Origin of the sequence: Sphingomonas trueperi, from assembly GCF_040545665.1 — a bacterium.
GTDB classification, from domain to species: Bacteria; Pseudomonadota; Alphaproteobacteria; order Sphingomonadales; family Sphingomonadaceae; genus Sphingomonas; species Sphingomonas trueperi_B.
Map to the genome: position 1 here is coordinate 933,190 of NZ_JBEPMH010000001.1, position 19,001 is coordinate 952,190.

Consider the following 19,001-nt stretch of genomic DNA (forward strand, 5'->3'; position numbering starts at 1 on the left):
AACTTTGCGACAACTGCAGGTGAGCGGTGAAATAGCGGCGACGAAATGCGGCAGAATCTGGGCAGCCGCTGCCTGGATCAGCGCTCCTGAAACACCGCCACTGCCCCGCCGGTTGCTGCGAGGTTGAGTGTCAGCGGCGTATCCTTCGACACGCGTTTCGTCTCCACCTGCACGGCATCGGGCGCCGCCCCGTCGCTCCAGATCCGCGCCTCGGTACCGCGCGCGCCAAGGAAGTCGAGCGGCACGGAGACGGTCCGCGCCTTCTCGTCGTTCATCGCGCCGAGATACCAGGTCTTCCCCTTGCGCCGGGCCAGCACGATGTAGGCGCCCGTCTCCCCGGCGAGGAAGCGCGTCTCGTCCCAGCTGGTCGGCACCTGCCGGATGAAGTCGAAGCCCGCCGGGCTGGCCGCATAGGTGTCCGGGCTGTCGGCCACCGCCTGCAGCGGCGAGAGGAATACGACATACATCGCCAGCCCGTGCGCGCGGGTCGACTGCACCATGGGCAGGTCGCCGCGCATCCGGAAATCGGCGGGCGTGACGTTGCGGAAGCCGCCGGGGGTATAGTCCATCGGCCCCAGCAGCCCGCGCGTATAGGCGAGCATCACGTCGTTGCCCGCGGTCGCGCGGCTGCTCCACTTGTTGTATTCTGCGCCCATCACGCCTTCCAGGGTGACGAAATTGGGCCAGGTGCGGGTGAGCCCGCGCGGCGCGAAGGCACCGTGCAGGTCGACCATCAGATGGTGCCGTGCGGCCGCGCCGAGCAGCTTCTGGTACCAATTGACCATCCACTGGTCGTCGCGTTCCATGAAATCGATCTTGATGCCGGCGACACCCAGCTTCTCGTAGAGCGCGAGCGCGTCTTCCATCTGCTCGTCGAGCGCCTGCCAGTGCGCCCAGAGCCACAGCCGCACCTTCTTGGACCGGGCATAATCGGCGACCTCCTGGAGGTTGATCGCATCGGCCCATTTGGTGATGTCCACGCCCGGGCGCCGCACCCCGCCGCCGCCCGCGCCGGCATACCAGCCCTCGTCGATCATCGTGTAGGGCATGCCATTGGCTGCGGCGAAGTCGATGAACGCCTTGGCCACCGCCGTCGTGGTGCGCTGGCCGGGGAGCTTGGCGATCGAGGGCCCGCTCCACCAGTCCCAGCTGGTCAGCCCCGGCTGGATCCAGCTGGTGTCCTCGATCCGGCTTGGGGTGGAGAGGCTGGCGAGCAGCGTCGATTCCTGCAGCGTGCCGAGCCGGTCGGCGAGCATCACCACCCGCCACGGCGTGACGATCGGGCTGCCGATGCGGGTGTGCACCGCGACGCGCGGGTCGTCGAGCGAGGGCGAGAGCTTCACCTGCAGCCCCGGCCCACCGTCGCCGCGGCCGGTGAGATACATCGCGGCGAAGTCGATCAGGTCGGCCTCGGCGATGGCGAAGGCGCCCTTCCCCGTCTCGCACGCGAAGGGCACGTCGAACAGGTTGTGGTCGCGCAGCCGCGTGGTGTCGACGGGGTCGAACTCGCCTTCGTGGCTGGAGCCGAACCGACCGACATTGAACCCCCAGCATCTCCACGGCTGCGGGAAGTAGAAACCCGTGCGTTCGTAACGCACCACCGCCGCGGCGGTCGCCGGCTGCACCGGCACCAGCGTGCGGAAGGCGATGCCGTCGTCATAGGCGCGCAGGATGATGTCCATCCGCCGCTTGGCGCCGCCGCGTTCCTGCAGGTGGATGATGCGCTGGTTGTAGTTGTCGCGCCCCTCGGCCGCCTTGCCGAGGACGATCTTGTAGCGCGTGTCGGCGCTGCTCGCCTCGCTGCCGGTGACGGCCATGCCCCAGCCGAGCATGTCGCGATCCAGGTCGAGCGCAATCGGTGCGGGGGCCAGCACCAGCTCGCCCTTTCGCTGCACCGTGTAATTGGGCACGCCCTGCCGATCGAGCGCCACCACCACGCGGTTGGCGCCGTCGGGGGAGACCACCTCCAGCGTCTGCCCGGCGGCCGGAGCCGCGATCAGCAGCGCCGCCGTGCCGAGCAGCCACTTCACGCGTGACGGGCTTTCAGGATCGGTTCGATCACCGTCGCCATCGCATCATAGCCGGCTTCGGTGGGGTGCACGCCGTCCGACGCAAGGCCCGGCTTCATCGCGCCCTTCGCGTCGCCCAGCACCGGGGTGTAATCGACCCAAGTCAGCCGCTCGGCCTTGGCATAGCCCTGCAGCCAGGCGTTGATCTCGCGGATCGGGCCGACCACGTCGAGCCCCTCGCGCCAGGGGAAGTGATCCGCGGGCGGCACCGATGCGAGGATCACGCCGATGCCGTTCGCCTTGGCGATCTGGGTCATCATGCGGAAATTGTCGTAGCTCTGCGCGCGCGTCATCGGGCCGGTATTGCCGGCGATGTCGTTGGTGCCCGCCATGATATGGACGTAGCGCGGCTTGAGATGGACGACGTCCGCCATCATCCGCAGCACCATCTGCGGCGTGGTCTGGCCGCTGATGCCGCGCCCGACGCGACCCGGGGTGAAGAAGCCCGGGCGCTTGCTCTTCCAGCCCTCGGTGATCGAATCGCCCATGAAGACGATGTTCACCTTCTCGCCCGCCGCCAGGATGCGGGCATTGTCGGCGGCGTAGCGGCTGAGTTCGGGGAAATCCTCGTGCAACAGGCGTTCCTTGCGCTGCTGATAGGTCTCCTGCGTCTGCGCGCGGGCGACGAGGGGCAGCGCAAGTACGCCGGCGAGCAGCGAACGGCGGCGGAGGGACATCCCGATTCTCCTGGAGAAGGTCTTGGTCGTTGGGGGCCGAGCGTGGCGCAACGCTGCGGGAGCGTCAAACCCTCGCCCGGCCCCTTTCGATCAGTGCAGCGAAGCGCCGCCGCCCGCGCGCACCGGCTTGGCGCGGCCCGCGGCGATCGCGAAGCCGCACAGCACCACGTAGCAGAGCGCGGGCACGATCAGCGCGAAGGCATAGCCGTGCAGATCCGCCACCTTGCCGACCAGCAACGGCAGCAGCGCGCCGCCGACGATTGCGGTGCACAGCAGGCCCGAGGTCGCCTCCTCGCTGGCGCCCGACCGTTCGAGCGTCAGGGTGAAGATCACGGGGAACATGATCGAGTTGAACAGGCCGATCGACAGCGCGACGAAACCCGCGGTGACGCCGCCGACCGCGACGACATAGAGGCACATCGCCGCCGCGATGACGGTGAACAGCGCGAGCAGCTTGTCGGCGCGGACACGCGTGAGCAGCAGCGAGCCGAGCGCGCGGCCGACCATCGCCCCGCCCCAGTAGAAGGCGACGGCCTTGCCGGCTTCCTGGAGCGACACGCCGTGCACGCCGTCGCTGCCCATTAGCGTACCAAGGATCGGCACCCCGAACGGCGCGTCGGACTGGCCCCAGATGCTGTTGTCGTTGAGGAATAGCGCCATCTGGGTGCCGATCGACACCTCGGCGCCGACATAGAGGAAGATGCCGAGCGCGCCGAACAGCGCCCAGCGCGACGAAAAGGCGTCGAACAGGCCCGTTGTGCCCTTGTGCGCGGGCGCGGCATCGCTGACGACGCGGCGGCTGACGAAGAAGAACAACGCGAGCGCGAGGATCAGCCCGCAGATCCACAGATAAGCGGTATCGATGCCCGCCAGCGCCTCGGCGCGGACCGCCGGATCCACGACCGCGCCCGACTTCACCTCGACGCCCTTGAGGAACAGATGCGCGCCCAGCAGCGGGCCGAGGAAGGTGCCGAAGGAATTGAAGGTCTGGCTCAGCACCAGCCGGAAATGGCTGCGCTGCGGATCGCCGAGCGCCGCCGCCAGCGGATTCGCCGCGACCTGGAGCACGGTGATGCCGCTCGCCAGCACGAACAGGCCGAGCAGCACCAGCCAGTAATTGGCGAGGTTGGCCGCGGTCAGCATGATGAGGCAGGCGACCGCCATGGTGCACAAAGCCAGCAGGATCGACGGCACCGCCTTGAGCCGCGAAACCAGCGCGGCGGCGGGCAGCGAGACGACGAAATAGGCGAAGAAGAAGGCGAAAGCGCTCGCCTGCGCCTGCAGATTGGTGAGCGTGAAGATGCCCTTCACCGCCGCGACGAGCGGATCGACCAGCGAGGTGATGAACCCCCAGGCGAAGAACAGCGTTGTTACCGCGGCGAATGCCAGCGTGGTGTGCGTCGAACGTGCGGTGGCCAAGCGATCCCTCTCCTGCCCTGGTGGCGATGTGGGCGCGACGCTTCCCGACAACGTTGGCAAAAGTCAAGCTGAGCGGGGGATGGGTTTTCCTTCTCGCATGTTCGTGCGGGCATCGCCTATAGGCCGATGCGTTGATAGACGACGCGGCGAGTGGAGTATTGCGCGTGGACGAAGTGAAGAAGCCGGTGGGAACGAAGTTGGTGATGAAAAAGGGGGTGGCAATCGTGGCGCTGGCAAGCGCGATCGCTTCGCCTGCCATGGCCCAGTTCCGGCTGATTCCGAAGCCCAAGCCGAGCCCGACTCCCACCGCCCAGCCGACGCCGACGCCGGTAAGCCAGACCCAAATCCAGGCCCCGGCGCGCACGCAGACGCCGCGACCGGCGGCGACGCCCGCGCAGCGTGCATCGCAGGCGCAGACCCCGCGCGCACCGCAGGGCCAGACTCCGGCGGTGCAGGCGCCCCGCCCGACGCTCGCGCCGCCCCAGGTGCAGCCGACTCCGCTCGCCCCCGCGCCGCTGGTCGCGGCGACCCCGCTGCCCACGCTCAGCGGCAAGCAGATCGGGGAACTCCGCCAGCTCCTCACCGACGCCGGCCTGTCGCAGGGCCTGCGCCGCATGACCAGCACGGTCACCCTGCCCAACGATAGCGACGGCATGGCCCGGGCCGCGCTCGACTATGCCCGCGCCGTCCATTCGGGCCGGCTCGATTCGAGCGACTTCATCAACGACTGGGGCCTGCGCCCCGCCCCGTTCGATCCCGCCCCCGGCTTCGCCGATGCGGTGAAGCGCGATCGCCTCGCCGCCTGGATCCGCTCGCTGCCGCCGCCCTATGCCGGCTATGACGGGCTGGAGAAGGGCCTGGTCGCCTACCGCGCGATCCTTACCTCGGGTGGCTGGCCCAAGCTCGCGCCCGGGCCCGACCTCGCCAAAGGCGCCAGCGGCGCGCGGGTGAAGGCGCTGCGCAAGCGGCTCGCGGTCGAGGACAAGCAGGTCTCGGCCAGCGGCGACGTGTTCGACCAGGACCTGCAGGACGCCGTGCTCCGCGCCCAGCGCCGCTACGGCCTGCGCCCGACCGGCGTCGTCTCCACCGGCACGCTCGCCGCGCTCAACGTGCCGGTCGAGGCGCGCGTGCGCCAGATCATGGCGAACATGGAGCGCTGGCGCTGGCTGCCGCAGACGCTGCCCGCCAAGCGCATTCAGGTGAACATCGCCGCCGCGGTGATGACGGTGTTCGAGGGCGACAGCCCGATCGCCTCGATGAAGGCGGTCACCGGTCGCCCGGGCAACGAGACGCCGATGCTCCAGTCGCGCATCCATTCGATCGTGCTCAACCCGCCGTGGAACGTGCCGAGCGGGATCGCGGCGAAGGAACTGTGGCCCAAGGGCGAGGCCTATCTGAAGGCGCATGGCTACCGTGTGATCGGCACCGGGCCGGATCGCCGCCTGCAGCAGGAATCGGGTTCGCGCAGCGCGCTCGGCCGCTACAAGTTCGATTTCGACAACCCGTACGCCGTCTATCTGCACGACACGCCGGTCCAGTCGGGCTTCAACAGCTATAGCCGGCTGGACAGCCATGGCTGCGTCCGCCTGGAAAAGCCCGGCCCGCTCGCCGAACTGCTGCTGAAGAACGATCCGGAGTGGCAGCCCGAGGCGATCGCCGCGCAGCTGGAAGGCACCAAGACGGTGCGAGTCCGCCTTGCCGATGCCGACCAGGTGGCGGTCTATCTGCTCTACTGGACCGCGTTTGCGAGCGGCGACGGCACGATGAACTTCCGCGACGATCCCTATAGCTGGGACAAGCTGCTCGCCGAGAAGATCGAATCGCGCGCGGCGGTCAGCGTCGCCACCGCCTCCTGAACCCGAACGCCAAGGAACATCCGATGAAACTGCGCACTTTCGCGATCCTGGCCGGCGCCGGCCTCACCCTCGCTGCTTGCGGGAGCAAGGACGAGGCCCCGAACGCGCCCGACGCCAACGTCACCGAGATCACCGTGCCGGAGACGCCTGCGGACGTGAACGTCTCGACCCAGGAACCCGCCGCGGCCGAGCCGGTGAACGCCGCGCCCGTCCCCGAGGCGACGCCGACCGAGAAGCCGAAGCCGTTCAGCGACCGCGAACAGACCGAGTCTGACGCAGCCGCCACCGGCATGACGTCGCGCATCGATCGCAACGCCGACAGCGAGAACCAGGAAAAGAAGCAGCAGTAAGCGAGGACGACGGCGCGTCCCGCGCTTAGCGGGCGCGCCCCTCGTTGAGGGCCGAACGGCCTTCGCTCACCCGCGCGAGCAGCAGCTCGAGATGCTCGAGCGAATAGCCCGAGGCGTGGAAGGCGGCGATTTCCTGCTTCGGCAGCGCATAGCCCTTGTGCCAGGCGAGCACCGCGATGCGGCGCAGCGCCTCCAGCTTGGAGTCGGCCAGCCGCGGGCTTGCGCGGTCACCACCGAAGAAGATCGCGAGGAAGCGCGCCCAGCGGCTCGGCGCCTGCAGCGAGGAAAGCCGATCGCGCTGGGCGATCGCGACGACCTGCCATTCCAGCGGGGTCAGCGCGGCAGGTGCCTGCGCCGTGACAGGCTGACGGTCGAAGCCGGAAAGATCGAGATACGCCATCGCCTGCACTCCCTATACGCGGCGGATGCAGGCCTTCCCCGGGCGAGACCAACAGGCCTCGCCGGCCGTTCCGCAAAATACGTTCCACCTTGACCCCGCGCCGGACTGCCGGGGATCCCCCCATCGTTCCGCCGCGAGAACTACCGGTATATCCCGGCTCCCTGAACCCACGCTGTCCATCTGGCGCGAAGGTCGTTTCGGTATGCGCCCCCATCTACGCCTGTGCGCCGTAACGTCAAGCTAAAATCGTACTACACAGTACTACAATTTACATCGTCGCGTTGCTGTTGCGGATTTGCCGCAGTGCGGCGACGCGCCGGGCATGATGCGAAGATGAACCGCCGCCTACAAACCGGTTCAGGCTTGGGACGCGTCGACTCGCTTAGTCCTTCTCCATCGAAACGAGAAAGGACACCCCGATGAAACTGGTTCAATGGATCGCCGCCGCCGGCTTCGTCGCCACCGGGCTGGTCGGCGCCACCGCCGCCCAGGCGCAGGACTGGCGCTACCGCGATCATCACGAGCGCCGCTGGGATCGCCACGATCGCCATGACCGCTGGGAGCGCCATCGCGGCTGGGATCGCGGCCGTCACTATGGCTGGGATCGCGGGCGTCCGGGTTGGGACCGCGGCGGCTATGGCTATCGCAGCCGTACCGTCTGCTGGGACGAGTGGCGCCACGGCCGCCGCATCGAAGTCTGCCGCCGCCGCTGACGGCTCAGGGAGCGCCCGCAGGAGGAGGCGGGCGCTCCGGATCCTCGACCAGCGGCAGCATCAGCACGAAGCGCGCACCCATGCCGGGCGCGCTGTCGACGATCAGGTCGCCGCCCATCGCCCGGGCGAGCCGCCGCGCGATGTAGAGCCCAAGCCCGCTGCCGCCCGGCTCGGAAGGATCGACCCGGGCGAACTTCTCGAAGATGCGCGCCTGGTCGTCGAGCGCGATGCCCTTGCCCTGATCGGCGACGATCACGCAACCCATCCCGCCCTCGCTTTCGAGCCGGATCCACACCGCCGCTCCGCGCGGGCTGTAGCGCAGCGCATTGCCAATCAGATTGACCAGCACCTGCAGTGCCCGGCGGAACTCGCCGCGCACCCGCAGCACCGCGTCGGGTCCGGGGCGATCGATGCGCACCCCCGCCTCGCCCGCGCGCATCGCCAGCAGCCCCGCCGCGCGCCGCGCCACATCGGCCAGGTCGATCGTCGACCGCATCGTGGCGAAATCCTCGCGCTCGATCGCTTGGAGGTCGACCAGATCCTCGACCAGCGCGAGCAGGTGCCGCCCGGCGCTGGCGATATCCCCCGCATAGCCGGCATAGTCGCCGCGGATCGGCCCCTCCCCCTGCGCGCCGATCGCATCGGCATTGGCGATGATCCGCGCGAGCGGCCCGCGCAGCGCCCGCTCCAGCCGCTTGCCGAAGCCGCGCGGGAAGCCGCTCCCGGCGACGGGCGGGACGAGCCGCGGCGAGTCGGCGCCCTCGCCGTCCAGCACCCGCGCCGCGCCGATGAACCCGGCGAAGCGGCCGAGCGGATCGTGCCGGGGCGTCGCGGCGAGCCGCACCATCCGCCCGGTCCCGCGCACCTCGGCCCGCTGCCCGTCGAAGCGCGCTTGGGCGGAGACCGCCGAGAGGATCGGCAACTGCCCGGCATCGTCCTGCGCCAGCGCGAACAGCCGGGTGAGCGGCTGGCCGAGCATATCGCGGATGTCGAAGCCGTGGCGCTGGCCCGCCTCGGGCGAGAGGAAGGTCAGTCGCAGCGCGCCATCGGTCTCCCACAGCCAGTCGCCGGCGGCACTGAGAAAATCGCCGTCACGCGCGGGATCGCCGGACGGGCGCCAGGCCGGGCGCGTCCGCCAGCCGCTCACCTCCAGCCGCACGCCGCCACGATCGGGCCCGGCACGCACCCAGAGGTCGATCTCCTCCTCGCCGTCCGCCGCGACGACGCTGCGCGAAATCGCGATGCCCAGCCGATGGGCGAGCTGCGCGATCGCGGCCACGCCCGGCAAGGCAAGGGGCTCCCCGATCCCGCCGCCGGCGCGATCGTTCAGCGCGCGCAGCCGGGGCTCGGCGTCGATCAGCCGCCCGCCGGCATCCAGCCGCGCCACCGCCAGCGGCACCACCGGATCGAGCGAGGGGATCGCGATCACCGCGCGCGAACCCCACGCAGCGCGGCGCGGGCCTCGCGATAGTCGGGCGGCAGCCGCAGTTCGGCGAGCAACTCGCGCGCCTTGGCGACGTCGAGCGCCGCCAGCATGTCGATCGCATCCGCCAGCGCGGCGAGATCGCGCCGCGGATCGGCGTCGCTCAGCAGGAAGCAGAGTTCGGCGATGGCTTCGCGGGGCAGGTCGAGCGCGTGCAGCACCAGCAGCAGTCGCTCGGCACCGGGATCGAGCAGCAGCGCGCGCGCATCGGCGAAGGCGATGCCTGCCGCTTGCGCCAGCACCGCCAGGAACAACGCTACGTGCCGGTCGCGCAGCGCCTCCAGCAACACGCGGGCACGTTCGCGCGGCTCGGGGGCGATCGCCGCGGCGAGGCGGAGCGCCACCGCTTCCACCTGCTCCTCGGCGCAGTGCTCGGCCAGCGCGCATTCCGCCGCGACCGCGGCGCAGAGCGCCTCGTCCAGTGCCACGCCCGCCAGGGTTCCCGCTTGCTCGCGCATGGCGGATGCAACCCACCAAAGCAGCCGGTGGTGCAAGGTTAACGGCAGCCGCCACCGTCCCGCTTCAGGACTCCGCGCGCGGCTCTCGGCGAGCAGCAACGCGCGGGCGGCCTCCGACAGTTCGGGCGCCGGGTGTTCGGCGAGGCGGCCGAGCAGACTGGGGCGCGCCGGATGTTCGGCCGCGCGATGGGGCAGGCCGGCCGCAAGCTGGTCGATGCGGATGCGGGCGAGCAGCTCGTCGACCAGCGCCCGGTCGGCCGCCAGCCCGGCGGTGTGCAGCAGCGGCAGCGTCGGGCCGATGCCGGGGAAGCCCTCCGGCACCACCGCGCGGCGCAGGCCGGCCTCGATGGCGCCGATGATCTGTTCGAGCGCGATCAGCATCGCGGTGCGGGTCCGCTCGTCGAGACGCAGGCTTTCGGGGATCGCCAGGTCGCGTGCGGTCGCCGCGCCGAGCGCGCGTTCGTGCGCCGCCGCTGCCGCTGCGCGCGCCAGCAGATCCTGGGCGTCGATGGCCGGGCCACCACGCGGTTCGGGAGCGCCCTGCGCCATGTATCAGGTACATAGCGCAGCCAGCTTAATCGGAGGCTAAGACTTGCCGCGCAAGCTTTCGATTGCCGCGGTTAGCGTCGCGAACCCGTAGACCGTCACCGCCGCCAGCCCCAGCGTCGCATGGCCGACCAGCGCGAAGGAGGTGAAGACGAGCATCTGCGCCGCCGCGTTCGCCCACCAGCGCCGGCGCGGCACGGGTACGCGCTCGGCGAGCAGTTGCAGCCCCACGCCGCCCGCCGCGAGCAGCAGCGGCGTCGCGTTGCCGATCGCGCGGAACTCGCGCCAGCCGCCGGCCGCGAGCAGCAGCACGAACAGCCCAAGGATCGCGACTTCGATCTGCCGTGCGCGCGGCTCCTCGCCGCGTAGCGCCGCGTGCGAGGCGGCGGTGGCGAACGCCAGGGTCGCGAGCAGCGCCACCAGCGCGCCGATCCCTTCCCAGCCCGCCAGCACGGTGAGCAAGGCGGCGACCGACACCACCCCGCCAAGCGCCACCGGGGCCCAGTCGGGGATGTTGCGCGCCATCATCTGCGGCAGCACGAGCCGCGCGGCGCGGCTGAACACCCAGCGATCGGCCCAGAGCGTGCGGCGATCACTCAGCGCCACCAGCACCGCGTCGTTGCGCGCCGCCAGCCCCTCGCCGCTCCGCTCCACCGCATGGCCGGCGCGCGCCCAGCCCGGCGCCAGCGGCACCTGCAGCGCGCCCGATTGCGCCGCGACGCGGAGCAGCGCCGACTGGAAATCGTAGTCCTCCGGCATGTTGGCGATGTGCGCCAGGTGCCGCGTCTCGATCCGCGCGATCCCCGCCCAGCAATGCCGCATGTCGAGCCGCTCGATCGCGGCGGGCGATTCGGAATCGTCGGTCACCAGCAGCGCGGCATGCGGCTCGGCGGCCATCCGCTCCATCACCGGATCGATGGTGACGAGCCCGTCGGCCAGCACCAGCACATCGGCGTCGCGCAGCACCTTCTCGGCGGCCTCCTCGGCCGAGCGGACGATGTCGATCTTCAGCCGCCCGCGCCCCGCGCGCTCGATCGCGCCGAGGAACTGCGGGGTCACCTTGCCGACCGCGACCAGCACCTGCTCGGCACCAATGCCCGCGAGCAGGCGGATCTGGTATTCGAGCAGCGTCATGCCGCCGAACGGCAGGCTGGCGACCAGCGTGCCGGGACGGTCCTGCGCCTCCTCCACCGCGAAGATCAGCCCGCACAGCGCGCGTTCGGGTGCCACCATCGAGCCCTCCATCAGTAGAGCAGGTGCGGCTGGCGTGCCGCGATCCACGCCGCTTCGTCGGGCAGGGTCAGCGCATCGAGATCGGCCGGGGTGGCGGCGGCATCGTCGACCCACTCCCGCAGGCCGGGGCCGCCGTTGATCACGTCGATCGCCAGCTTGTCGAACACATATTCGTACGGGAAGTCGCGCCAGAGGTCATAGTCGGAATAGAGCGCGCGGATCGCCTTGAAGGCCAGCGCCTGCACTCGCCAGGGGCGGAAGGCCTGGTGGTCATAGCTCGGCCCCTCGGCGTGGAGGAACACGCCCGCGCAAAGCTGGCCGACATGCTTGTGGAAGGTCGGCTGGAACCACATGCCGCGCAGGGTGCAACCGGCGAGCCAGTCGGGCGCAAGGCGCCGCATCTCGGCGATCACCGCGCGCGCATCGATGTCGGGCGCGCCGAACAGTTCGAGCGGGCGCGTGGTGCCGCGGCCCTCGGACAGCGTCGTCCCTTCGAGCATCACCGTGCCGGCATAGGCACGCGCCATGTTGACGTTGGCCGCATTGGGGCTCGGGTTGATCCACGGGCGCTCGGCCGGCCAGCCATAGCCGGGTGCCGCCTCGGGCTGCCAGCCCTGCATCGCGATCACGCGAAACTCCACGTCGAGGCCATAGTGCGCGATGAACCAGTGGCCGAGCTCGCCCATCGTCATGCCATGGCGCATCGGCATCGGACCCGCGCCGACGAAACTTTCCCAACCCGGCAGCAGCGTCAGCCCCTCGACGGGGCGGCCGGCGGGATTGGGGCGATCGAGCACCCAGACCGCCTTGCCGTGCTTCGCCGCGGCTTCCAGCACATAGAGCAGCGTCGTCACGAAGGTGTAGATGCGGCAGCCGACATCCTGCAGGTCGACCAGCATCACGTCGAACGTGGCCATCGACGCGTCGGTCGGCCGGCGCACCTCGCCGTACAGGCTGAACACCGGCACGCCGTAGCGCGGATCGGTGAAGTCCGGCGACTCCATCATGTTATCCTGCAGGTCCCCGCGCACGCCATGCTGGGGCCCGAACACCGCCGAGATGTTGACGCCCGCCGCGACCAGCGCGTCGAGGCTGTGGGTCAGGTCCGCGGTGACCGAGGCGGGATGGGCGAGCAGCGCCACGCGCTTGCCCTGCAGGGCCGCGCGCAGATCCGGTTCGGCGAGGAGGCGATCGATTCCGAAGAGCATGTCAGTCTGCTGGCGGCAGTTGGGCGACAAAGCAATCGGGATCGTGGAAATCCGGCGCATCCCCGCCATGACGCAGCGCCCAATAGGATTTGGTACCGTCCGTCTCCTCGATCACGGCGGTGATGCCGAGGCGGAGCGGGCCCGTGCCGGCATCCGGCAGGTGGATGGCCACCAGCGTCGCATCCTCGCCCTGGCGAGCCTCTATTCGCGGGGGCGCGCGCATCGGAAGCGCCGCCATTCCCGTTCGCCGCGCCACGAACGCATAGGCCGCCCATGCACCGGACGGCGAGAAATTATACTCGCGATACGCCTCGCCTGCGTCCCCGACGAAGAGCTCCATGCAGGTCGTTCGCCACAGCCCGTCGGTGCGCTCCTGCCCTGCGCCCGGAGCGAGCAGCAGCGCGCCCGGCGCACCTGCGATGGTGTAGCGCAGGTTCAGCGCGGCACCGTCGCGCCGCAAGGTGCACGCCACGGTCGCGATCGAGCGCGGCGGTGTTGTCGGGTGGGGCAGCAACAGAACGTCCATGGCCCAGCCTAGCGCGGGAACACCGCCGGTGTCAGCCGCCTCGCTGGGGAACCGCCGGGACGGCAGCGGTTGTCGGGCACCCGAGGTTGTATTGCACGTCCCACGACTCCGCTGGATCGGACACGGTAACCATCCCTTCTGGCACGCCTCGCGTCGCGCCGGAGCCGTGCATGCCGCAACCGTCCTGCTGGCAGGTCCACACCTCGCCGCCGTCACCAACGGCGTTGATCGTGACGGTCTGGTCGCGGGGCAAAAAGGACGTAGCGGGCACGAGGTCGAACCCATCGCGCTTCTGGCGCATCGCATGCAGGTTCCCGACCAGCACGAGCACCAGGCCGTTCGGCGCCGGCACCGCATGCTGCCACGCCTGCGCCATCCCGGCATCCCAGCTCTTGCCGTCGGCGACGTCGGCCGCGTCCGAAGCGACCACAGCCTGGATCCGGCCAGCCTGCTTCAGCCGGCGCAATTGTTCGAACAGCCGCAGAAATGCGACACTGCTGCGGCCATCCTGAAAATCGCGATGCCAGAACGGCATGGCGAGCAGTGCCGTGCGGGCCGCCGCGGAACCGTCCGATCGCATCCAGGCATCGATCACGGGCTGGGTGTCCGCATCATACTCCAATGCGACGGTGACCGGCCGCCCGCTCTCGGCTGCCAGGCAGGCGAGATTGGCAAGCGCGGCCGGCGTCTCGTTGGTCCCATGCACTTCGCCGACGACCACATATCGAGTGCTCGGCGCCCAAAGGCGATCAGCACCGGGCACCGGATGGCAATCGGCCGCGCCAAGGAAGAGGAACGGCAGCAGGAAAGACGTGATCATATAACGTACCCCCCAATAGGCCGAAACTATGCCTTTCATGCCGTACCCGCAACGCACTTGTCGCGGTCCGATTGGCGCCATGGTAGCGCAACGAAACCGTCCTAGAGCCGCAGCCATGAAGTTCCTCCACACCTTCCACCTCGCCGCCTATTGCGACACGCTCCTCAGCTATGCGCTGGCGCTGATCCTCGGCGCCGCGATCGGCGCGGAGCGGCAGTTCCGCCAGCGCACCGCCGGCCTGCGCACCAACGCGCTGGTCGCGCTCGGCTCGGCGGCGTTCGTCGATCTCGCCCAGCGCATAGCCGGCGATCTCGAAGCGGTGCGGGTGATCTCCTACGTCGTCTCGGGCATCGGCTTTCTCGGCGCGGGCGTGATCATGAAGGAGGGGATGAACGTCCGCGGCCTCAACACCGCGGCGACGCTCTGGTGCTCGGCGGCGGTCGGCGCGTGTGCGGGCAGCGACATGGCAGCGGAGGCGGCGACGCTCGCGGTGTTCGTCATCGCCGGCAACACGCTGCTGCGGCCGGTGGTCAACGCCATCAACCGGGTGCCCCTTGCCGGCGGCCAGGTGGAGGCGACCTATTTCGTCACGCTCACCACCGTGCCGGCCGAGGTCGACCGGCTGCGCGACCTGCTGACCGATCATCTGGAGCTGATGCGCTATCCCGTCGCCGAGATCGAGACGATCGAGCGCCCAGACGACCGGATCGAGCTGCGCGCCCGGCTCGTCTCCACCGCTGCACTCGATGCCGAGCTGGACAGCATCATCGCGCATCTCGCCAAGCGTCACGACGTGCAGCATGCCAGCTGGGAATTGCAGACGCAGGACTGAGCGGCCCGGGGATGACGCGGGCGCGCGCATTGGCTATGCGCGCTCGCATCATGACCGAATACAGCTCCGATCTGCTCCGCCTGCTCGCCTCGCGCGGGTATATCCACCAGGTGACCGACGCCGCGGGCCTCGACGCGCTCGCCGCCAAGCAGATCGTGCCCGGCTATATCGGCTTCGATCCCACCGCGCCCTCGCTCCATGTCGGCAGCCTGGTGCAGATCATGCTGCTCCGCCGCCTCCAGCAGGCGGGCCACAAGCCGATCGTGCTGATGGGCGGCGGTACCGGCAAGATCGGCGACCCGAGCTTCAAGGACGAAGCCCGCAAGATGCTGACGCTCGACACGATCAGCAGCAACATCGCCTCGATCAAGACGGTGTTCGAGAATTTCCTGACCTTCGGCGACGGGCCCAGCGACGCGGTGATGGTCGACAATGCCGAGTGGCTCGACAAGCTCGAATATATCCCGTTCCTGCGCGACATCGGCCGCCATTTCTCGATCAACCGGATGCTGAGCTTCGATTCGGTGAAGCTGCGGCTCGATCGCGAGCAGTCGCTGAGCTTCCTCGAGTTCAACTACATGATCCTCCAGGGCTATGACTTCCTGGAGCTGTCGCGGCGCGCGGACTGCCGGCTGCAGATGGGCGGATCGGACCAGTGGGGCAACATCGTCAACGGGATCGAGCTGTCGCGGCGCGTCGACGGCACCGAGGTGTACGGCGTCACCACGCCGCTGATCACCACGGCGGACGGCGGCAAGATGGGCAAGACCATGTCGGGCGCGGTGTGGCTGAACCCGGAACAGCTGCCGCATTACGACTATTGGCAGTTCTGGCGGAACACCGACGATCGCGACGTCGGCCGCTTCCTGCGCCTGTTCACCGACCTGCCGCTCGACGAGATCGCCCGGCTCGAAGCGCTGGAAGGCGCGGAGATCAACGAGGCGAAGAAAATCCTCGCCAACGAAGCGACCGCCATGTGCCGCGGCCGCGCGGCAGCCGAGGAAGCCGCCGAGACCGCGCGCAAGACCTTCGAGGAAGGGGCGGCCGGCGGCGCACTGCCGACGCTGGCGGTCAGCGGCGGCAGCATCAGCGTGGTCGATGCGCTGGTCGGCCTGGGCTTCTGCGCGTCGAAAGGCGAAGCGCGGCGGCTGATCAAGGGCGGCGGCGCGCGCGTCGAGGGCGAGAAGATCGACGACGAGGCCGCGACGATCGCCGTTTCTGGCGAGGTCCGCCTCTCGGCCGGCAAGAAGCATCACGGGCTGCTGACGCCGCAGGGCTGAGGCCGATCGACGCGGGAGCCCCCCTCTCCACATACGTCATCCCGGCGAAAGCCGGGATCCATTCGCACCTCGGGATCAGCAGGAGCGGTGACGTAGACCCCAATGGATCCCGGCTTCCGCAGGGATGACGGGCTGGCGAGGGCGGCAAGCTTCTGGCATCGCGCTGGTTTCGACACCGTTAACCGGCTTCGTTCGGCACCTGTTCACTGCCCCAGGTTACCGTGTTTGCGGTCCTCCAGTGTGTGGAGAGGGGCGTGTGAGCGTGACGGGTGCCAAGCTGGCGAGCGCCGACGATCGTCTGGTGCATCGCGACGAAGTCGAGCATCGCACCCGTGCGGTGGGCCCCGACGCGCGCGCCGCTGCCTTCCTGGTCGTCAACGTCTCGCCGCAGGGGCTGATGGCGCGCTGCGAGGCGCCGTTCGAGGCCGGGGACCTGCTCCGCATCCAGCTGCCGATCCTCGGCGACACCGGCGCGGAGGTGCGCTGGGTGCTCGGCGGCCGGATCGGCTGCCAGTTCCTCCAGCCGATCGCCGACGCCGACTATGTACCGGTCGTCACCGCGATGCGCACCCGCTGATCAGCCCGCGCGGAGCAGCCCCACCGCTGCATCGCGCTCGAACAGGTATAGCGCCACCCGCGCCGCCTGCCCCCGCTCGCCCTTGAGCCCGCCGTCGCGATCGACCAGCAGCCGCGCGTCGCCATTGGCCGCGGGCAGCAGCGCGCCGAGCATGTCCGGTTCCGCCAAGCGGAACTGCATGTCGCCCGATTGCCGCGTGCCGAGAAGTTCGCCCGCGCCGCGCAGCCGCAGGTCTTCCTCGGCAATGCGGAAGCCGTCATTGCTCTCGCGCATCAGTGCCAGCCGCGCGCGCGCCGTCTCGCTCGGGTAATTGCCGCGCAGCAGCACGCAGACCGAGCGTCCTCCGCCCCGCCCGACCCGGCCGCGCAGCTGGTGGAGCTGGGCCAGGCCGAAGCGATCGGCATGCTCGATCACGATCAGCGTCGCATTGGGTACGTCGACGCCGACCTCGATCACCGTCGTCGCAACCAGCACGCCCAGTTCGCCGGCGGAGAAGCGCGCCATTACCGCGTCCTTCTCCGGCCCCTTCATCCGGCCATGGATCAGCCCGACCTTGTCGCCGAAATGCGCCTGCAGCTCGGCCGCGCGCGCTTCCGCTGCGGCGAGGTCGCTCTTCTCGCTCTCCTCGACCAGCGGGCACACCCAATAGGCCTGCCCGCCCCCCGCGAGGTGCCGCCCGAGCCCGCCCACGACTTCACCCAGCCGCTCCTCGGAGATCACGCTGGTCTCGATCGGCTGGCGCCCCGGCGGCATCTCGTCGAGCCGGCTGACGTCCATCTCGCCATATTGGGCAAGCGTCAGCGTGCGCGGGATCGGCGTGGCGGTCATCACCAGCAGGTGCGGCGGGCGCTCCGCTTTCGCCTGCAGCATCATCCGCTGCGCGACGCCGAAGCGATGCTGCTCGTCGACCACCACCAGGCCGAGGTCGCGATAGGTCACGCCCTCCTGGAAGATCGCGTGCGTGCCGATCAGGATGTCGATCTTGCCCGCGGCCAGCCCCATCAGCGTCGCCTCGCGGGCCTTGCCCTTGTCGCGGCCGGTGAGGATCGCGACGTTGACGCCGAGCGGGGTAAGCGTGCGGCTGAGCGTCTCGTAATGCTGGCGCGCGAGGATCTCGGTCGGCGCCAGCAGCGCGCCCTGCGCACCGGCTTCCGCCGCGATCAGCAGCGCCATGGTGGCCACCAGCGTCTTGCCCGAGCCGACATCGCCCTGCAGCATCCGCAGCATCGGCTGGGTCTGCGCCATGTCGCCTTCGATCTCGGCAATGGTGCGGCTCTGCGCGCCGGTGGGAGCGTAGGGCAGCTTCAGCTTGTCGCGCAGCCGGCCGTCGCCGGCAAGCGGACGCCCCCGTTTCGCCCGCGCCTCGCCGCGGACCAGCAGAAGCGCGAGCTGGTTGGCGAACACCTCGTCATAGGCGAGCCGCTCGCGTGCCTTGGCATCGGCGGGATCGGCATGGATGCGCGCGATCGCCTCGCGCCAGTCGGGCCAGCCCTTCTGCGCCTTGAGGCTGGGTTCGATCCATTCGAGGAGTTCGGGCGCACGCTCGATCGCCTGCGCGGCCAGGGCGGCGATGCGTCTGGAGGTGATGCCTTCGGAGCAGGGATAGATCGCCTCGCGCCCGCCGACGCTTTCGACCTGGTCGAGCGGCAGCACATGGTCCGGATGGACCATCTGCAATTCCTGCCCATAATGTTCGAGCTTGCCCGAGACCCAGCGCGGCTCGTTCAACGGCAGCAACTTCTTGGCCCAGCCGGAGCTTCCGCCGAAATAGACGAGGGAGACGTGATTGCCCTTGGCGTCGACCGCCTGCACCCGCGCCGGCGAGCGTGCGCCGCCGCCGAAGCGATATTGCACGGGCGTGAGCGTGATCGCGATCACCTTGCCCGAATCGGCCATGTCGAGTTCGTCGCGGGGGAGTCGATCGACGAATCCGGTCGGCAGGTGGAAGGCGACATCGACCACCCGCGCCAGCCCCAGCTTCTCCATCGGCTTGGCCAGCGCCGGGCCGATGCCCTTCAGCGCAGTGACTTCGGCGAACAATGGGTTGAGGAGCTCGGGACGCATCGCCCCGCCCTATCGTGCGGCGGGGCGGCTGACAAATGGCGCTGCACCGGCGGCAGCGCCCTTGTCGTGGTTCAGGCGTTGAGGAAGATGGGGCTGTGGCTGGCGAGCGCGGCCTCGATCGCCTTCACGACTTCCGGCACCGACGAACCGATCACGACTTCATGATCCTTGCCGAACGAGATGACGCCCACGTCCTCGCCCGCCATGTTGATCGTGGTGACCGTGCGTACCGCCGCGATGTTGACGATCATCGGCTCGCCATTGATCGCCTTCAGCATCACGAAACGCAGCTTGTTGGTCAAAGTGTCGCTCATCGTACCCTAGCCTTTTAACCCCAAAGAGACGCCGACCCTATCTGCCTTCGGTTAACAAGCCTTCCACACCACTACCCGGAAGACCACGCTGGCCTTTCGGTAGCGGCATCCCTATCTGCCGGGCTCGTGATCAACCGCGTGTCGGCCGCGCCCTGGCGTGCAGCCGTGCGCCTGCC

At 69.5% G+C, this 19,001-nt stretch carries 18 protein-coding genes; 6 read left to right on the forward strand and 12 right to left on the reverse strand.

All coding sequences use genetic code 11. From position 1 onward, the window contains the following. Window positions 1-77: 77 nt before the first annotated feature. The 3 genes from ABIC65_RS04230 to ABIC65_RS04240 all read right to left on the reverse strand — a co-directional run bounded on the left by ABIC65_RS04230 (window position 78) and on the right by ABIC65_RS04240 (window position 4,165). Window positions 78-2,030 carry a glycoside hydrolase family 97 protein gene (locus ABIC65_RS04230; RefSeq protein WP_354307000.1) on the reverse strand — a complete coding sequence of 651 codons (1,953 nt, stop codon included), beginning with the start codon at window positions 2,028-2,030 and terminating at the stop codon, window positions 78-80. Next, window positions 2,027-2,746 carry a GDSL-type esterase/lipase family protein gene (locus tag ABIC65_RS04235; RefSeq protein WP_354307002.1) on the reverse strand — a complete coding sequence of 240 codons (720 nt, stop codon included), beginning with the start codon at window positions 2,744-2,746 and terminating at the stop codon, window positions 2,027-2,029. Before ABIC65_RS04235 ends, ABIC65_RS04230 begins: the two co-directional genes overlap by 4 nt. A 90-nt stretch (window positions 2,747-2,836) precedes the next feature. Continuing rightward, window positions 2,837-4,165 carry an MFS transporter gene (locus ABIC65_RS04240; protein WP_354307003.1) on the reverse strand — a complete coding sequence of 443 codons (1,329 nt, stop codon included), beginning with the start codon at window positions 4,163-4,165 and terminating at the stop codon, window positions 2,837-2,839. A 164-nt stretch (window positions 4,166-4,329) separates the two neighbouring features. Between ABIC65_RS04240 and ABIC65_RS04245 the strand changes: the two genes are divergently transcribed. Together ABIC65_RS04245 and ABIC65_RS04250 are read left to right on the forward strand one after the other, a co-directional pair. Beyond that, window positions 4,330-6,021 (forward strand): L,D-transpeptidase family protein, encoded by a 1,692-nt coding sequence (locus ABIC65_RS04245; protein WP_354307005.1) that lies wholly within the window; start codon window positions 4,330-4,332, stop codon window positions 6,019-6,021. 23 nt (window positions 6,022-6,044) lie between these two features. Then, window positions 6,045-6,371, forward strand: coding sequence for a hypothetical protein (locus tag ABIC65_RS04250; protein WP_354307007.1), 327 nt, complete (start codon window positions 6,045-6,047; stop codon window positions 6,369-6,371). Between the two features lie 25 nt (window positions 6,372-6,396). On the opposite strand, the gene ABIC65_RS04255 is transcribed toward ABIC65_RS04250, so the two are convergent. Beyond that, the gene (locus tag ABIC65_RS04255) at window positions 6,397-6,771 is read right to left on the reverse strand and encodes a hypothetical protein (RefSeq protein WP_354307009.1); all 375 of its coding nucleotides are present in this window, start codon (window positions 6,769-6,771) and stop codon (window positions 6,397-6,399) included. A gap of 419 nt (window positions 6,772-7,190) precedes the next feature. On the opposite strand from ABIC65_RS04255, the gene ABIC65_RS04260 reads away from it, so the two are divergent. Further along, window positions 7,191-7,484, forward strand: a complete 294-nt coding sequence (locus ABIC65_RS04260; RefSeq protein ID WP_354307011.1) for a hypothetical protein — start codon at window positions 7,191-7,193, stop codon at window positions 7,482-7,484. Between the two features lie 4 nt (window positions 7,485-7,488). On the opposite strand, the gene ABIC65_RS04265 is transcribed toward ABIC65_RS04260, so the two are convergent. The 6 genes from ABIC65_RS04265 to ABIC65_RS04290 are packed head-to-tail and all read right to left on the reverse strand — an operon-like array spanning window position 7,489 to window position 13,758. Beyond that, entirely contained in the window at window positions 7,489-8,913 is a 1,425-nt protein-coding gene (locus ABIC65_RS04265) for a PAS domain-containing sensor histidine kinase (protein ID WP_354307013.1), read from the reverse strand. Continuing rightward, window positions 8,910-9,974, reverse strand: coding sequence for a DUF2336 domain-containing protein (locus ABIC65_RS04270; protein WP_354307015.1), 1,065 nt, complete (start codon window positions 9,972-9,974; stop codon window positions 8,910-8,912). The genes ABIC65_RS04265 and ABIC65_RS04270 overlap by 4 nt, the downstream gene beginning before the upstream one ends. Before the next feature lie 36 nt (window positions 9,975-10,010). Beyond that, window positions 10,011-11,204: a hypothetical protein gene (locus ABIC65_RS04275; protein WP_354307017.1), complete on the reverse strand. Its 1,194-nt coding sequence runs from the start codon at window positions 11,202-11,204 to the stop codon at window positions 10,011-10,013. An 11-nt stretch (window positions 11,205-11,215) separates the two neighbouring features. Then, window positions 11,216-12,412, reverse strand: a complete 1,197-nt coding sequence (locus tag ABIC65_RS04280) for an exo-beta-N-acetylmuramidase NamZ family protein (RefSeq protein ID WP_354307019.1) — start codon at window positions 12,410-12,412, stop codon at window positions 11,216-11,218. A gap of 1 nt (window position 12,413) precedes the next feature. Continuing rightward, on the reverse strand, window positions 12,414-12,938 hold the full coding sequence (locus tag ABIC65_RS04285; protein ID WP_354307021.1) for a DOMON-like domain-containing protein: 525 nt from the start codon (window positions 12,936-12,938) through the stop codon (window positions 12,414-12,416). A gap of 31 nt (window positions 12,939-12,969) precedes the next feature. Then, a complete protein-coding gene (locus tag ABIC65_RS04290; protein ID WP_354307023.1) occupies window positions 12,970-13,758 on the reverse strand; it encodes a hypothetical protein in 789 nt (262 codons plus the stop codon). Window positions 13,759-13,873: 115 nt separating this feature from the next. On the opposite strand from ABIC65_RS04290, the gene ABIC65_RS04295 reads away from it, so the two are divergent. From ABIC65_RS04295 to ABIC65_RS04305, 3 genes are all read left to right on the forward strand, one after another. Beyond that, window positions 13,874-14,590: an MgtC/SapB family protein gene (locus ABIC65_RS04295; RefSeq protein WP_354307024.1), complete on the forward strand. Its 717-nt coding sequence runs from the start codon at window positions 13,874-13,876 to the stop codon at window positions 14,588-14,590. A gap of 50 nt (window positions 14,591-14,640) precedes the next feature. Continuing rightward, the gene (tyrS, locus tag ABIC65_RS04300; protein WP_354307026.1) at window positions 14,641-15,870 is read left to right on the forward strand and encodes a tyrosine--tRNA ligase; all 1,230 of its coding nucleotides are present in this window, start codon (window positions 14,641-14,643) and stop codon (window positions 15,868-15,870) included. Window positions 15,871-16,126: 256 nt separating this feature from the next. Next, window positions 16,127-16,447: a PilZ domain-containing protein gene (locus ABIC65_RS04305; protein ID WP_354307028.1), complete on the forward strand. Its 321-nt coding sequence runs from the start codon at window positions 16,127-16,129 to the stop codon at window positions 16,445-16,447. Here ABIC65_RS04305 and recG read toward each other — a convergent pair whose 3' ends face one another. Next, window positions 16,448-18,511, reverse strand: a complete 2,064-nt coding sequence (recG, locus tag ABIC65_RS04310; protein WP_354307030.1) for an ATP-dependent DNA helicase RecG — start codon at window positions 18,509-18,511, stop codon at window positions 16,448-16,450. A 71-nt stretch (window positions 18,512-18,582) separates the two neighbouring features. Next, window positions 18,583-18,825, reverse strand: a complete 243-nt coding sequence (locus tag ABIC65_RS04315; protein WP_093295602.1) for a hypothetical protein — start codon at window positions 18,823-18,825, stop codon at window positions 18,583-18,585. Window positions 18,826-19,001: the final 176 nt, after the last annotated feature.

Bases quoted from the DNA above. Each gene is read 5' to 3' on its own strand.
- ABIC65_RS04235 (WP_354307002.1), bottom strand. From the start codon at position 2,746: ATGTCCCTCCGCCGCCGTTCGCTGCTCGCCGGCGTACTTGCGCTGCCC.
- ABIC65_RS04250 (WP_354307007.1), top strand. From the start codon at position 6,045: ATGAAACTGCGCACTTTCGCGATCCTGGCCGGCGCCGGCCTCACCCTC.
- ABIC65_RS04255 (WP_354307009.1), bottom strand. From the start codon at position 6,771: ATGGCGTATCTCGATCTTTCCGGCTTCGACCGTCAGCCTGTCACGGCG.
- ABIC65_RS04260 (WP_354307011.1), top strand. From the start codon at position 7,191: ATGAAACTGGTTCAATGGATCGCCGCCGCCGGCTTCGTCGCCACCGGG.
- ABIC65_RS04270 (WP_354307015.1), bottom strand. From the start codon at position 9,974: ATGGCGCAGGGCGCTCCCGAACCGCGTGGTGGCCCGGCCATCGACGCC.
- ABIC65_RS04275 (WP_354307017.1), bottom strand. From the start codon at position 11,204: ATGGTGGCACCCGAACGCGCGCTGTGCGGGCTGATCTTCGCGGTGGAG.
- ABIC65_RS04280 (WP_354307019.1), bottom strand. From the start codon at position 12,412: ATGCTCTTCGGAATCGATCGCCTCCTCGCCGAACCGGATCTGCGCGCG.
- ABIC65_RS04285 (WP_354307021.1), bottom strand. From the start codon at position 12,938: ATGGACGTTCTGTTGCTGCCCCACCCGACAACACCGCCGCGCTCGATC.
- ABIC65_RS04290 (WP_354307023.1), bottom strand. From the start codon at position 13,758: ATGATCACGTCTTTCCTGCTGCCGTTCCTCTTCCTTGGCGCGGCCGAT.
- ABIC65_RS04295 (WP_354307024.1), top strand. From the start codon at position 13,874: ATGAAGTTCCTCCACACCTTCCACCTCGCCGCCTATTGCGACACGCTC.
- tyrS (WP_354307026.1), top strand. From the start codon at position 14,641: ATGACCGAATACAGCTCCGATCTGCTCCGCCTGCTCGCCTCGCGCGGG.
- recG (WP_354307030.1), bottom strand. From the start codon at position 18,511: ATGCGTCCCGAGCTCCTCAACCCATTGTTCGCCGAAGTCACTGCGCTG.
- ABIC65_RS04315 (WP_093295602.1), bottom strand. From the start codon at position 18,825: ATGAGCGACACTTTGACCAACAAGCTGCGTTTCGTGATGCTGAAGGCG.